General features: G+C 61.3%; 10 protein-coding genes. 9 read left to right on the forward strand and 1 reads right to left on the reverse strand.

The features are described from left to right. The first annotated feature begins 46 nt into the window (after nucleotides 1-46). Nucleotides 47-892, forward strand: coding sequence for a choline ABC transporter permease subunit (gene choW, locus HX823_RS04700; protein WP_016972877.1), 846 nt, complete (start codon nucleotides 47-49; stop codon nucleotides 890-892). Next, nucleotides 889-2,067 carry a choline ABC transporter ATP-binding protein gene (choV, locus tag HX823_RS04705; RefSeq protein WP_038850237.1) on the forward strand — a complete coding sequence of 393 codons (1,179 nt, stop codon included), beginning with the start codon at nucleotides 889-891 and terminating at the stop codon, nucleotides 2,065-2,067. Before choW ends, choV begins: the two co-directional genes overlap by 4 nt. A 167-nt stretch (nucleotides 2,068-2,234) precedes the next feature. Here choV and HX823_RS04710 read toward each other — a convergent pair whose 3' ends face one another. Then, a complete protein-coding gene (locus HX823_RS04710) occupies nucleotides 2,235-4,169 on the reverse strand; it encodes a BCCT family transporter (RefSeq protein WP_371317940.1) in 1,935 nt (644 codons plus the stop codon). A gap of 379 nt (nucleotides 4,170-4,548) precedes the next feature. Between HX823_RS04710 and betI the strand changes: the two genes are divergently transcribed. From betI to mdtD, 7 genes are all read left to right on the forward strand, one after another. After that, complete coding sequence (betI, locus tag HX823_RS04715; RefSeq protein WP_016977777.1) at nucleotides 4,549-5,142, forward strand: transcriptional regulator BetI; 594 nt, start codon at nucleotides 4,549-4,551, stop codon at nucleotides 5,140-5,142. Between the two features lie 110 nt (nucleotides 5,143-5,252). Next, a complete protein-coding gene (betB, locus tag HX823_RS04720) occupies nucleotides 5,253-6,725 on the forward strand; it encodes a betaine-aldehyde dehydrogenase (RefSeq protein WP_016977776.1) in 1,473 nt (490 codons plus the stop codon). 136 nt (nucleotides 6,726-6,861) lie between these two features. Continuing rightward, nucleotides 6,862-8,565, forward strand: a complete 1,704-nt coding sequence (gene betA, locus HX823_RS04725; protein WP_177074247.1) for a choline dehydrogenase — start codon at nucleotides 6,862-6,864, stop codon at nucleotides 8,563-8,565. A gap of 190 nt (nucleotides 8,566-8,755) precedes the next feature. Further along, nucleotides 8,756-10,198 carry a TldD/PmbA family protein gene (locus tag HX823_RS04730; RefSeq protein ID WP_177074248.1) on the forward strand — a complete coding sequence of 481 codons (1,443 nt, stop codon included), beginning with the start codon at nucleotides 8,756-8,758 and terminating at the stop codon, nucleotides 10,196-10,198. Beyond that, the gene (locus HX823_RS04735; protein ID WP_177074249.1) at nucleotides 10,198-11,514 is read left to right on the forward strand and encodes a TldD/PmbA family protein; all 1,317 of its coding nucleotides are present in this window, start codon (nucleotides 10,198-10,200) and stop codon (nucleotides 11,512-11,514) included. Before HX823_RS04730 ends, HX823_RS04735 begins: the two co-directional genes overlap by 1 nt. Before the next feature lie 163 nt (nucleotides 11,515-11,677). Then, nucleotides 11,678-12,526, forward strand: a complete 849-nt coding sequence (locus HX823_RS04740; protein WP_177074250.1) for an alpha/beta fold hydrolase — start codon at nucleotides 11,678-11,680, stop codon at nucleotides 12,524-12,526. A gap of 36 nt (nucleotides 12,527-12,562) precedes the next feature. Beyond that, nucleotides 12,563-13,990, forward strand: a complete 1,428-nt coding sequence (gene mdtD, locus HX823_RS04745) for a multidrug transporter subunit MdtD (protein WP_061434435.1) — start codon at nucleotides 12,563-12,565, stop codon at nucleotides 13,988-13,990. The last annotated feature ends 63 nt before the right edge of the window (nucleotides 13,991-14,053 follow it).

Raw genomic sequence — 14,053 nt, forward strand, 5'->3', positions numbered from 1 at the left:
GCTGCCCCGGGATGTTTTCCCTCTTCGCATGTGGACATTCACTACCATGCTGACTGAACAGAAAATCCCACTAGGCCAGTACATCGCTGCCTTCGTCGAATGGTTGACCCAACACGGCGCCAACTACTTCGACGCAATCGCATCGACACTGGAAACGATGATCCACGGCGTGACGTTCGCGCTGACCTGGTTCAATCCGCTGGCATTGATCGGTCTGATTGCGCTGCTGGCTCACTTTATCCAACGTAAATGGGGACTGACTGTTTTTGTCATCGCCTCCTTCCTGCTGATCCTCAACCTGGGGTACTGGCAGGAAACCATGGAGACCCTGGCGCAAGTGCTGTTCGCCACCCTGGTCTGCGTGGTCATCGGTGTGCCGCTGGGCATTGTTGCCGCGCACAAACCGTTGTTCTACACCATGATGCGGCCGGTGCTCGATCTGATGCAGACCGTACCGACCTTCGTCTACCTCATCCCTACCCTGACCCTCTTCGGGCTGGGTGTGGTGCCTGGACTGATTTCCACGGTGGTGTTCGCGATTGCCGCGCCGATCCGCCTGACCTACCTGGGTATCCGCGATGTACCGCAAGAGTTGATGGACGCCGGCAAGGCCTTTGGCTGCTCGCGCCGTCAGTTGCTCTCGCGCATTGAACTGCCCCACGCCATGCCGAGCATTGCCGCCGGCATTACCCAATGCATCATGCTGTCGTTGTCGATGGTGGTGATCGCGGCCCTGGTGGGCGCCGACGGCCTCGGCAAACCCGTGGTCAACGCACTCAACACCGCCGACATCGCCCTGGGCTTTGAAGCCGGTCTGGCGATCGTATTGCTGGCCATCATGCTCGACCGCATCTGCAAACAACCCGACGCTAAAGTAGGGGGTGATGCATGAGCATTATCCGATTCGACAATGTCGACGTGATCTTTTCCAAAGACCCACGCGAGGCGCTCAAGCTGCTGGACCAAGGCATGAGCCGTAACGAAATCCTGAAAAAGACCGGGCAGATCGTCGGCGTTGAAAAAGCCAGCCTGGATGTCGAGAAAGGCGAGATCTGCGTGCTGATGGGCCTGTCGGGCTCCGGCAAATCCAGCTTGTTGCGCTGCATCAACGGCCTCAACACCGTGAGCCGTGGCCAACTGTTCGTGGAGCATGAAGGTCGCCAGATCGACATCGCCTCCTGCACACCCGCCGAGCTGAAAATGATGCGCACCAAACGCATCGCCATGGTGTTCCAGAAGTTCGCCCTGATGCCTTGGCTGACGGTGCGCGAAAACATCAGCTTTGGCCTGGAAATGCAGGGCCGGCCGGAGAAAGACCGACGCAAGCTGGTGGATGAAAAACTTGAGCTGGTAGGCCTGACCCAATGGCGCAACAAGAAGCCGGACGAACTCTCCGGCGGCATGCAGCAGCGCGTCGGCCTGGCCCGCGCGTTGGCGATGGACGCCGACATCCTGCTGATGGACGAACCCTTCTCCGCCCTCGACCCGCTGATCCGCCAAGGCCTGCAGGATGAGTTGCTGGAACTGCAACGCAAGCTGAGCAAGACCATCGTGTTCGTGAGCCACGACCTCGACGAGGCGCTCAAACTGGGCAGCCGCATCGCGATCATGAAAGACGGCAAGATCATCCAGTACAGCGTGCCGGAAGAGATCGTGCTGAACCCGGCGGACGACTATGTGCGTACCTTCGTCGCGCATACCAACCCGCTGAACGTACTGTGCGGCCGCAGCCTGATGCGCACGCTGGACAACTGCAAGCGCGTCAACGGTTCAGTGTGCCTGGACCCGGGCGGCGACTCGTGGCTGGACCTGGCCGAAGGCAATACCATCAAGGGTGCCCGCCAGAATGGCGCGGTGATGAACCTGCAGAACTGGGCGCCGGGGCAAGCGGTGGAAGGCCTGGGCCGAGTGCCGACGCTGGTGGATTCGAATATCGGCATGCGCGACGCGTTGCAGATTCGTTATCACACCGGGAACAAGCTGGTGTTGCATGACAACAACCAGGTGGTAGGGATTCTCGGAGACAGCGAGTTGTACCACGCCCTGCTGGGCAAAAACCTGGGGTAAGCCACACCGCAAAGCAAATGTGGGAGCGGGCTTGCTCGCGAATGCGGTGTGTCAGACAGCACATCTGCCACTGATACACCGCATTCGCGAGCAAGCCCGCTCCCACATTTTGATCTACGTACAACATAAAAAAACGGCACCAGTGACGGCGCCGCTCGCTTCAACTATCAGCTATAGACACGGCCAAGGAGCTGCCGATGGCTTTCAAACTGATCGAGCACGTCCCGGGTGATCTGTTCCTGGGCGAAGCCCATCAGGTCGTATTCCTGAGGTCCGTTGTGCAGGTAGACCTCAGCGCGGTAGTAACGCGTGCGCTCTTCCTCGGGCAGGTCGCTCGGTGCCGACGAGTAAGCATCCAGGCTCACTTCGTAGACAAACGGGTTGCCCTCTTCCATCTCGATGCGCACACCGATGCAGCGCTTGGATTTACCCAGCAGCGTCTGCACTTCCAGCCCCTGTTCACGCAAGGCCGTCGCCGCTTCTTCCAACGCCGGCGTGACGTGCTTGTCCATGAAGCGTTGCACGGTGCCTTGGCTCGGTTGCAGGTCCAGCGCGGTCAAACGCTCGCTGAAACCACGGCGGCCACGCTCGGCCAGTTGCGCCTGCTCCTGTTCGATAGCCACGTCCTGGCGCATCGCCTTGTGCAAGCCGAACATAAAGAAGATCAACACCACCGAGAACGGCAGCCCCGCCAGCACCACCATGGTCTGCATGGCTTCGAAGTTGCCGGCGAACAGCAGGCCGATGGTCACCAGGGTGATCACCGCCGACCAGAAGATCCGCAGCCAGTGCGGCGCATCTTCATCCACGTTGCCGCCTTTGCACGACAGGTTGGCCATCATCACCGCGCCGGAATCCGCCGGGGTCAGGAACAGCACGAAGCCCACGAAGATCGATACACCGATGACGACTTTCGACGCCGGGTAATGCTCAAGCAACTGGTAGATCGCCATGGACGGCTGTTCCAGTGCGGTCTTGCCCAACTCCACCGCGCCGTGGTTCAGCACCAGGTCCAAGGCCGAGTTCCCGAAGATCGACAGCCACGCCAGGGTAAAGCCCAGCGGGATCAGCAGCACGCCAGCCACCAGTTCACGCACCGTGCGACCACGGGAAATACGCGCGATGAACATGCCCACGAATGGCGCCCAGGAAATCCACCAGGCCCAGTAGAAAAGGGTCCACAGGCCCATCCAGCGCTCGGTCTTGTCGGCCTCGCCTTCGTACACATAGAGGTCGAAGGTTTTCAGGATGATGCCGTTGAGGTAGTCACCGGTGTTCTGCACCAAGCCGTTGAGCAAGTGCAAGGTCGGGCCAAACAACAGCACGAAGATCAGCAGGCCGCTGAACAACACGATGTTGAGGTTGGACAGGCGGCGAATGCCGTTCTCCACGCCCGACACGGCGGCGATGGTCGCCACGGTGCTCATCACGATGATCACGATCAGCAGGTTGGTGTTGCTGTGCTCCATGCCGAACAGGTTTTCCAACCCGGACGACACCTGCATCGAACCAATCCCCAGGTTCGTCACCAGGCCCAACAGGGTCACGAACATGCCGAAACCGTCCACCGCGTGGCCGGCCGCGCCTTTCACCCAACGCTCGCCCACCAGCGGGTACAGCGCCGAACGCAGGGCCAGCGGCTGGTTATGACGGTACGCGAAGTACGCCACGGCCAGGCCGACCAGGGCGTAGATCGCCCAGCCGTGCAGGCCCCAGTGCAGGAAGGTCAATTGCAGCGCCTGGCGTGCGGCACCATTGCTGGCTGCAGCGCCTTCGGGCGGGTTGAAGTAGTGGTCCAAAGGCTCGGAAGCACCAAAGTACAACAGCGAAATGCCGATGCCCGACGAGAACAACATGCCGGCCCAGGCGCCGTAGCTGAAGTCCGGGGTGTCGTCCTTGCTGCCCAGTTTCAATTTTCCGTAGGAGGAAAACGCCAGGCCCACCACAAACACCAGGTAGGCGGCGATGACCACCATGTAGTACCAGCCGAAGCTTTTCGACAGCCACGCCTGGGCGACACCGAGCATGCGCCCGGCCTCCTGCGGGGCGATGATCAGGATGGCAGTCAACAACAGAATCAACGCGGTGGAGGTGTAGAACACCCAACCGTTGACCCGCACCTTTTCTGGCGGGGTCTTTATAAGAGAGGCAGAACTCATGGCGCAGATGCTCCGGGCAGTGCGAGAGAGAAACACAAGGCAACGGTTATCCCGGGACATCGATTTTTCGGCAGTCGACGGACGGGTGTTATAAAGACACCCCTTAAATCCCTGCACCCCATGAGCGCAGTGCCCAGGGACGTTTCAGGGGTTTAACCAGGTGCCAGATGTCGCGCCCACAAGTAGGAAATACCTGTAGGACGCGACCATTTGTCGCAGATCTTATTCTTTGTTGATTGAACGTTCAATCAAAACAAAATAGACTGGCCCTCAAGCCGACGGACGTTGATCGCCCATCGGCAGGCCTAAGGAGAGGTGCTACATGCCCAAGGTCGGTATGCAACCCATACGCCGCCAGCAGTTGATCGAAGCCACGTTGACGGCCATCGATCAGGTCGGAATGGGAGATGCCAGCATTGCGCTGATCGCCCGTTTGGCCGGCGTTTCGAACGGCATCATCAGTCACTACTTTCAGGACAAGAACGGCCTGATCGCCGCGACGATGCGGTACTTGATGAATGCGCTGATCGAGAACGTCCACGAACGCAGGCGTGCCCTGAAGGATGACAGCCCACGGGCGCACCTGCAGGTGATCATCGAAGGCAACTTCGACGCCAGCCAGGTCAACGGCCCGGCAATGAAAACCTGGCTGGCCTTCTGGGCCACCAGCATGCATCACCCGTCATTGCACAGGTTGCAGCGGATCAACGATCAACGTCTGTATTCCAACCTGTGCTGCCAGTTCCGCCGAGTGCTGCCGCTGCCGCGCGCGCGCAAAGCAGCCCGAGGCCTGGCGGCCCTGATCGACGGTTTGTGGTTGCGCGGCGCCCTGTCGGGAGACGCTTTCGACACGGAGCAGGCGCAACGGATCGCTTACGAATACATGGATTTCCAATTGGCCAAGCAGGTGAGTTAGAGCACACATAACCGCTCAACCCCTGAACTGCTGTCGCTCAGTGTTGCCACACCCTTATGGCCCACTGTTCGGCGGTTAACGCCAACCACTTATGCACTTGCGAGGACTTTATGGCCCGTTTCGACCTGCAAAAACTCTACATTGACGGCGGCTACAGCGACGCTGGCAGCGATGCCACCTTCGAAGCCATCAACCCGGCTAACGGTGAAGTTCTCGCCCAAGTGCAACGCGCGACTAAAGAAGACGTTGAACGTGCCGTGGTCAGCGCCGAAAAAGGCCAGAAGATCTGGGCCGCCATGACCGCCATGGAGCGTTCGCGCATCCTGCGTCGTGCCGTCGACATCCTGCGCGAGCGCAACGACGAACTGGCCGCCCTGGAAACCCTGGACACCGGTAAATCCTTCTCCGAAACCAAGTATGTCGACATCGTTACCGGCGCTGACGTGCTGGAATACTACGCAGGCCTGGTGCCGGCCATCGAAGGCGAGCAGATCCCACTGCGCGACACTTCGTTCGTCTACACCCGCCGCGAGCCGCTGGGCGTGGTCGCCGGTATCGGCGCGTGGAACTACCCGATCCAGATCGCCCTGTGGAAATCCGCACCGGCCCTGGCCGCCGGTAACGCGATGATCTTCAAGCCAAGCGAAGTCACCTCGCTGACCACCCTGAAACTGGCCGAGATCTACACCGAAGCTGGCGTTCCGGCGGGCGTGTTCAACGTACTGACTGGCAGCGGCCGTGAAGTCGGCACCTGGCTGACCGAGCACCCGCGCATCGAGAAAGTCTCGTTCACCGGCGGCACCGACACCGGCAAGAAAGTCATGGCCAGCGCTTCCAGCTCTTCGCTCAAAGACGTGACCATGGAACTGGGCGGCAAGTCCCCACTGATCATCTTCGACGACGCCGACCTCGACCGCGCCGCCGACACCGCGATGATGGCCAACTTCTACAGCTCCGGCCAGGTCTGCACCAACGGCACTCGCGTGTTCGTGCCCAAGCACCTGCAAGCCGCGTTCGAAGCCAAGATCGTTGAGCGTGTCGCGCGCATTCGCGTCGGTAACCCGGAAGACGAAAACACCAACTTCGGTCCGCTGGTCAGCTTTGCCCACATGGAAAGCGTGCTGGGCTACATCGCCAAGGGCAAAGAGCAAGGCGCCCGTCTGCTGTGCGGCGGCGACCGTCTGACCGACGGTGACTTCGCCAAAGGCGCCTTCGTGGCCCCGACCGTGTTCACCGACTGCACCGACGACATGGTCATCGTGCGTGAAGAAATCTTCGGCCCAGTGATGAGCATCCTCACCTACGAGACCGAAGAAGAAGTGATCCGCCGCGCCAACGACACCGACTTCGGCCTGGCCGCAGGCCTGGTGACCAAGGACCTGAACCGCGCCCACCGCGTGATTCATCAGCTGGAAGCGGGTATCTGCTGGATCAACGCCTGGGGCGAGTCCGACGCGAAGATGCCGGTCGGTGGCTACAAGCAATCCGGTGTGGGCCGTGAGAACGGCATCAGCTCGCTGAACAACTTCACCCGCATCAAATCGGTACAGGTTGAGCTGGGCGACTACGCCTCGGTGTTCTAAGACCCGAGCCTTGTATTGCCTGTGAGTGCCCTATCGCAGGCAAGCCAGCTCCCACAGTTGGAATGCGTTCCCCTGTGAGAGCCGGGCTTGCCCGCGATGAGGCCCGACCTGACTATCTCAAAAGAGGGTGCATCCAATGTCCCAAGAATACGATTACATCATTGTGGGTGCCGGCTCCGCCGGTAACACCCTGGCGACCCGTCTGACCGAAGACGAAGGCGTCACCGTCCTGCTGTTGGAAGCCGGTGGCCCGGACTACCGTTTCGACTTCCGCACGCAAATGCCAGCCGCCCTGGCCTTCCCACTGCAAGGCCGCCGCTACAACTGGGCCTACGAGACCGATCCAGAGCCACACATGGGCGGCCGTCGCATGGAGTGCGGTCGCGGCAAGGGCCTGGGTGGTTCTTCGCTGATCAACGGCATGTGCTACATCCGTGGCAACGCCATGGACTACGACAACTGGGCGAAATTGCCAGGCCTGGAAAACTGGACCTACCTGGACTGCCTGCCGTATTTCCGCAAGGCCGAAACCCGCGACATCGGCCCGAACGACTGGCACGGTGGCGATGGCCCGGTCAGCGTGACCACGCCAAAAGCCGGCAACAACCCGCTGTTCCACGCCATGGTTGAAGCTGGCGTACAGGCCGGTTACCCGCGCACGGTTGACTTGAACGGCTACCAGCAGGAAGGCTTCGGCCCGATGGACCGTACCGTCACGCCTAAAGGCCGTCGCGCCAGCACCGCGCGAGGTTACCTGGACACTGCCAAGAAGCGTTCGACCCTGACCATCGTCACCCACGCCCTGACCGACAAAGTGTTGTTCGAAGGCAAGCGTGCCGTGGGCGTGCGTTACCTGATCGGCGCCGCCGAAGAGCGCGTTGAAGCCCGCGCCCGTAAAGAAGTGCTGGTGTGCAGCGGTGCAATCGCGTCGCCGCAACTGCTGCAACGCTCCGGCGTGGGCCCGGCCAAACTGCTGGAAAGCCTCGACATCCCGGTGGTCCACGACCTGCCCGGCGTCGGCGAAAACCTGCAGGATCACCTTGAGCTGTACCTGCAATATGCGTGCACCCAGCCGGTCTCGCTGTACCCGTCGCTGCTCTGGTACAACCAGCCGGCCATTGGTGCCGAATGGCTGTTCAACGGCACCGGTATCGGCGCCAGCAACCAGTTCGAAGCGGGCGGTTTCATCCGTACCCGTGAAGAATTCGAGTGGCCGAACATCCAGTACCACTTCCTGCCGGTGGCGATTAACTACAACGGCAGCAACGGTGTGAAAGAGCACGGTTTCCAGGCGCACATGGGTTCCATGCGTTCGCCGAGCCGTGGTCGCATCCAGCTGAAGTCGAAGAACCCACGGGACTACCCGAGCATCCTCTTCAACTACATGGCCACCGAACAGGACTGGCAGGAATTTCGCGATGGCATCCGCCTGACCCGTGAAATCATGCAGCAGCCGGCACTCGACCAGTACCGTGGCCGCGAGATCAGCCCCGGCATTGACGTGCAAACCGATGAGCAGCTAGACACGTTCATCCGTGAGCACGCCGAGACTGCGTTCCACCCGTCCTGCTCGTGCAAGATGGGCACCGACGAGATGGCCGTAGTGGACGGCGAAGGACGCGTGCATGGCATGCAGGGTCTGCGCGTTGTGGATGCGTCGATCATGCCGATCATCACCACCGGCAACCTGAACGCGCCGACGATCATGATCGCCGAGAAAATCGCCGACAAGATCCGTGGCCGCCAGCCGCTGCCGCGCAGCACCGCCGACTACTACGTCGCGGGCGATGCGCCGGTGCGTGGCAAGCCGATGCGTGAAGTGGGTCCGACTGCGCAGTAACTGATACACCGCGTCGCGCCCTTCGCGAGCAAGCCCGCTCCCACATTTTGACCGCATTCCTATGTTGGAACTCGGTAATATGTGAGAGCGGGCTTGCTCGCGAAGAGGCCCGAACAGTCACTGCAAAACCCCTCCTTGATCAGCTACTCTGTTTGCCTGCCCGCGACGAGCCGCCCACAAGGAAGGCCCCATGTTCGACCACCACGCCACACTCAAAAAACACTTCAGTGCCCTGCGCACCACCGCCGAATTCTTCTCGCTGCGCTACGTACGCGAATCCGGCCAATATCTGTCTGTACGCAAGAACGTCGCCGAACCACCGCACCTGAACCACGACGAAGGCGCCATGCTCACCGTGCGTCTCAACGGTGTGGAGGCCTACGCGGCAACCAACGATATTTCCCTGCCCGGCCTGCAAGCCGCCCTTGAGCGGGCCGAACAGCAAGCCCGGTTGATCAAGCCCCACGCCCTGCTCGACCTGCGCGACCAGCATGTCTCCAGTGATGTGGCGGACTATTTGTCCCCTGAGCTCAACCAGCCCTTCCCGTCCTTGAGCGACTGCTACCAACTGCTGGGCGATGAGTCTGCCGCCGTGCCGAAGGATGAGCGCCTGGTGAGCTGGGAAGTCAGCCTCGGCCTGACCCACGTCGAGCAGATCTACCTCAACAACGCCGGCGCCGAACTGCGCCAGGCCCAGCGCTTCGTGTTCCCCGGCGTCAACGTGACCGCCTACGACGGCAACGATAGCCAGAGCCGCACCCTGGGCGGCAGCAACTTCGGCCAGCAAGGCGGCTTTGATGTGATCAGCCGCTTCGGCCTGGTCGGCGCCGCGCCACGCATTGCCGACGAAGCCCTGCAACTGCTGCTCGCGCCCAACACGCCCAACGGCCCGCGCGACCTGTTGCTGATGCCTGACCAGATGATCCTGCAGATCCACGAATCCATCGGCCACCCGCTGGAGCTGGACCGCATCCTGGGTGACGAGCGCAATTACGCCGGCACCAGTTTTGTGAAGGCCAGCGACTTCGGCCATCTGCACTATGGCTCCCAGTTGCTCAACGTGACGTTCGACCCGGACATCCCAGAGCAACTCGCCAGCTACAGTCATGACGACGACGGCACGCCCGCCAGCAAGCAGTTCCTGATCCGCGAAGGGCTGCTGCTCAAGCCGCTGGGCGGTGCACTGTCGCAGTTCCGTTCGGGTATGAGCGGCGTAGCCAACAGCCGGGCCAGCAGTTGGAACCGTGCGCCCATCGACCGCATGGCCAACCTGAACATTGAGGCGGGCGACAAGAGCCTGGCGCAACTGATCGGCGGTATCGAAAACGGTGTGCTGATGTCGACCAACCGTTCATGGTCCATCGACGATGCGCGCAACAAATTCCAGTTCGGCTGCGAATGGGGCCAATTGATCGAGAACGGCGAGCTTAAAGGCGTCGTTAAGAACCCCAACTACCGCGCCATTTCTGCCAACTTCTGGCGCAACCTCAGCGCAGTCGGCGACGCCAGCACCTTCAAGGTGTTGGGCACGCCGAACTGCGGCAAAGGCGAACCCAACCAGGTGATCCGCGTCGGCCATGCGTCGCCGGCCTGCGTATTCAGTGATGTCGACGTATTTGGGGGAGACGCCTGATGAACAACTTCAAGGCATTGGTGGACTGGCTCAAGCACGCCATCACCGACAACGAACAATTCCACCTGGGCTATGCGGACGAAGCGTCCGAATTCGTGCGTTTCAATCACGCCAAGGTGCGCCAGGCCGGCCAGGTCCAACAAGCCAGCCTCAACCTGAAACTGATCAACGACGGCCGCCACGCTGACCTGGGCATCACCCTGGCAGGCGAGCCCGAGCTGGACCGCCAGCGTTTGGCCGACGGCCTGCAACAGTTGCGTGAAACCCTGCCGCTGCTGCCCCAGGATCCGTACCTGCTGCTGAACCACAATGCCTGGCAAAACAGCAACGAACAAACCCGCCCGCTGCCGGAACTGGCCCAGGTACTCGAAGACATCAGCCAGGCCGCCCACGGCGTCGACCTGGTCGGTTTCTATGCGGCCGGCCCCATCAGCCGGGGCTTTGCCAGTTCGTCGGGCGCCTTCGGCTGGCACCAGGCCAATAGCTTCAACTTCGATTTCAGCCTGTTTCACGCCAATGGCGAAGCGGTGAAAGCCAGCTACGCCGGGCACACCTGGGACAGCGCCGAGTTTGCCGCGCGCTTCCAGCAGGCCCGCGAACAGCTGGAGTTCCTCGGCCGGCCACTGCACACACTGGCGCCTGGGCAATACCGCGCTTACCTCGCCCCGGCGGCGATTGAAGAGATCATCAGCATCATCACTTGGGGTGGTTTTTCAGCCCAGGCCATCGCCAGCAAGGGCAGTTCGCTGCAAAAGCTGTACGCCGGCGAACAGTCCCTGAGCCCGCTGGTGACATTGACCGAACAAATCAGCGGTTCCCTGAGCCAGGCGTTTTCCACCGAAGGTTACCCGCGCGGCGACGTCACGCTGATCAAGGCGGGAAGCGCCGAGGGCCAATTGATCAACTCGCGCAGCGCCGCCGAATATGGCTTAAGCACCAATGGCGCAAGCAGCGATGAATCGCCCAGCGCCTTGCAGATGGCCGCCGGCAGCCTGGCCCAGGCTGATATCCTCAAGCAGCTGGGCACCGGGTTGTATATCAGCAACCTGTGGTACCTGAACTATTCGGACCTGCCGGCGGCGCGCCTGACGGGCATGACGCGCTTCGCCACCTTCTGGGTGGAAGACGGCGAGATCAAGGCACCGGTCAGCACCATGCGCTTTGATGACAGTGTCTACAGCCTGCTCGGTTCGCAGCTCGAAGCCCTGACCGCTGATCGGGAGTTGCTGCTTTCTGCCAGCACTTACAGTCAGCGCAATACCGCCTCCAATCTGCTGCCAGGAGCGTTGGTAAAACGCCTGACGCTTACTCTGTAAGCGTCTTACGCCTGTAGGCAGAGGCATTCCTACAGGCGTTTCTCCTCCACCGTAGGACACCTTCCTTTCCTCCAGAATCCTCGTTATAAGGGTTAATGGCATCCCGCCACCCCCACCCACGAGAGCACGACCTTGCCCGGGAAGGGCAAGCTGGAGCGTTGACATGAACCATGGAAGTTTTGTCATTGAGAAGCTGTTCAAGCACTACAACGTTCATGTTGAGCAGCTAGGAAACGATTCTGGAAAGAAGACCGTCTTGATGGTCAATGGCGCGCTGTCCACCACGCGCTCCTTCGCCCGCACCAGCAAATGCCTGGCCGAGCATTTCAATGTGTTGTTGTTCGATCTGCCGTTCTCCGGCTACTCCCGCGAACACAACACTGAGCTGGACCTGGTGACCAAGGACGACGAAGTGCAGATGCTGCGCGCCCTGGTCGAGCGCTTCCAGGTCAACCATCTGGTGTCGGCCTCCTGGGGCGGCATCTCCACGTTGCTGACCCTGGCGCACAACCCACCCTCCATCGAAAGCTCGGTGGTGATGGCCCTGGCGCCCAACCTCAACCAGGCCATGCTCGACTATGTGGAACGTGTACGTGTATTGATCGAGGCCGATGACAAGTCCGCCGTCGGCCACTTGCTCAATGAAACCGTGGGCCAATATTTGTCGCCCCGGCTCAAGCGCAACAACCACCGTCACCTGTCGACCATGGCCACCACCGAATACCGCCAGGCGCGGTTTCATATCCACCAAGTGCTGGCCTTGGGTGACGGCAACTACCTGCCGGCACTCAAGCAGATTGAAACACCGGTGCACTTCCTCAACGGCGCCTTGGACGAATACACCCCCGCCGCCGAGGCCCAGCTGTTCAAGCAATACGTGGGGCGTAGCAGCTTTGCCGTCGCCGAACATACTGGCCACTTGCTCGACCTTGAATCCAACGAAGCCGCGGTGGCGGTGCACCGTGAACTGCTGGATTTCCTGGTGGGAAAAGGCGCGACGAATGGCGCATAATCGCCAACACATAGCCTGCTAACCAAAAGGGTTTCCATGCCGAACCGCGTCCCGCTCGATGCCAAGACCGCCCGCTGGCTCCCCTGGGTGGTCGCGATTGCCTTCTTCATGCAGTCGCTCGACGGGACGATCCTCAACACCGCATTGCCTGCCATGGCCCGGGACCTCGCGGAAAACCCGCTGCGCATGCAAGGGGTGGTGATCGCCTACATGCTCACCGTCGCCTTGCTGATCCCGGCGTCGGGCTGGATCGCCGACCGCTTCGGCACCAAGAAAATCTTCTTTGGCGCAATCATGCTGTTCAGCATTGGCTCGCTGCTGTGCGCCCTGTCCAGCAGCTTGACCATGCTGGTGGGCGCACGGGTGATCCAAGGCCTGGGCGGTGCATTGATGCTGCCCGTCGGGCGACTGGTGGTGCTGCGCGCCTACCCGCGCTCCGAACTGGTGCGCATCATGGGTTTCATCACCATTCCCGGTTTGCTCGGCCCATTGCTCGGCCCGACCATGGGCGGCTGGATGGTGCAATACCTGACCTGGCACTGGATCTTCCTGATCAATCTGCCGGTGGGCATGATTGGCTGCTACGCCGTGTGGAAATTCATCCCCGACCTGCGCGGCAGCGAGCGCACGCGCTTCGATGGGATCGGCTTCCTGCTGTTTGGCGCCGCGATGGTGTTGATCACCATCGCCATGGAAGGCCTGGGCGAACTGCACTTGCCGCACTTGCGGGTGATGTTGCTGCTGTTCGGCGGCCTCGCGTGCCTGGCGGCGTATTGGCTGCGGGCCGGGCATATCGATAATCCGCTGTTCTCACCGGTGCTGTTCAAGACCCGCACCTTTGCCGTGGGCATCCTCGGCAACCTGTTCGCGCGGCTGGGCAGCGGCGCCCTGCCGTTCCTGGTGCCGTTGCTGTTACAGGTGGCGCTGGGGTACTCACCGTCAGAAGCCGGCATGAGCATGTTGCCCCTGGCGGCGGCGGCGATGTTTGCCAAGTCCGTGGCGCGCCCGCTGATCGAACGCCTGGGCTACCGCATCGTGCTCACCGGCAACACCCTGGCCCTGGGCATCATGCTGGCGAGCATGGGCCTGGTCACGGAACACACGCCCTACCCGCTGCTGCTGGGAATGCTGGCGGTGCTGGGGGCGATCAACTCGCTGCAATTTACCGCGATGAACACCGTCACCCTGATCGACCTCGACGACGCCCAGGCCAGCAGCGGCAACAGTTTGCTGTCGGTGGTGGCGCAATTGTCGTTGAGCCTCGGGGTCGCGTGTGCCGGCGCGCTGCTCGGCGGGTTTACCGCCGAAACCGGCAACGACGGCGTCAGCACGGTACTTGGCGCATTCCAGCTGACCTTCCTCACGGTGGGCATCATGGCGATGCTGGCGGCGGCGATCTTCCTGCAACTGTCGCCAAAAGACGGCAAGCGTGCCGTCAGCCCCGAGCAGCATATCGAGCATTAACAGGCTTCTCGTCTAGAACTTGCGGGGAAATTCCCACGAGACTGGTACACTGCGCGACATTTT

The sequence above is a fragment of the Pseudomonas sp. P7759 genome (assembly GCF_013386445.1).
Lineage (GTDB): Bacteria > Pseudomonadota > Gammaproteobacteria > Pseudomonadales > Pseudomonadaceae > Aquipseudomonas > Aquipseudomonas azotoformans_A.

What these genes read in the sequence shown, in the direction of transcription:
- mdtD (WP_061434435.1), top strand. Translation starts at nt 12,563, where the DNA reads ATGCCGAACCGCGTCCCGCTCGATGCCAAGACCGCCCGCTGGCTCCCC.
- HX823_RS04740 (WP_177074250.1), top strand. Translation starts at nt 11,678, where the DNA reads ATGAACCATGGAAGTTTTGTCATTGAGAAGCTGTTCAAGCACTACAAC.
- choW (WP_016972877.1), top strand. Translation starts at nt 47, where the DNA reads ATGCTGACTGAACAGAAAATCCCACTAGGCCAGTACATCGCTGCCTTC.
- HX823_RS04735 (WP_177074249.1), top strand. Translation starts at nt 10,198, where the DNA reads ATGAACAACTTCAAGGCATTGGTGGACTGGCTCAAGCACGCCATCACC.
- HX823_RS04730 (WP_177074248.1), top strand. Translation starts at nt 8,756, where the DNA reads ATGTTCGACCACCACGCCACACTCAAAAAACACTTCAGTGCCCTGCGC.
- betI (WP_016977777.1), top strand. Translation starts at nt 4,549, where the DNA reads ATGCCCAAGGTCGGTATGCAACCCATACGCCGCCAGCAGTTGATCGAA.
- choV (WP_038850237.1), top strand. Translation starts at nt 889, where the DNA reads ATGAGCATTATCCGATTCGACAATGTCGACGTGATCTTTTCCAAAGAC.
- betB (WP_016977776.1), top strand. Translation starts at nt 5,253, where the DNA reads ATGGCCCGTTTCGACCTGCAAAAACTCTACATTGACGGCGGCTACAGC.
- betA (WP_177074247.1), top strand. Translation starts at nt 6,862, where the DNA reads ATGTCCCAAGAATACGATTACATCATTGTGGGTGCCGGCTCCGCCGGT.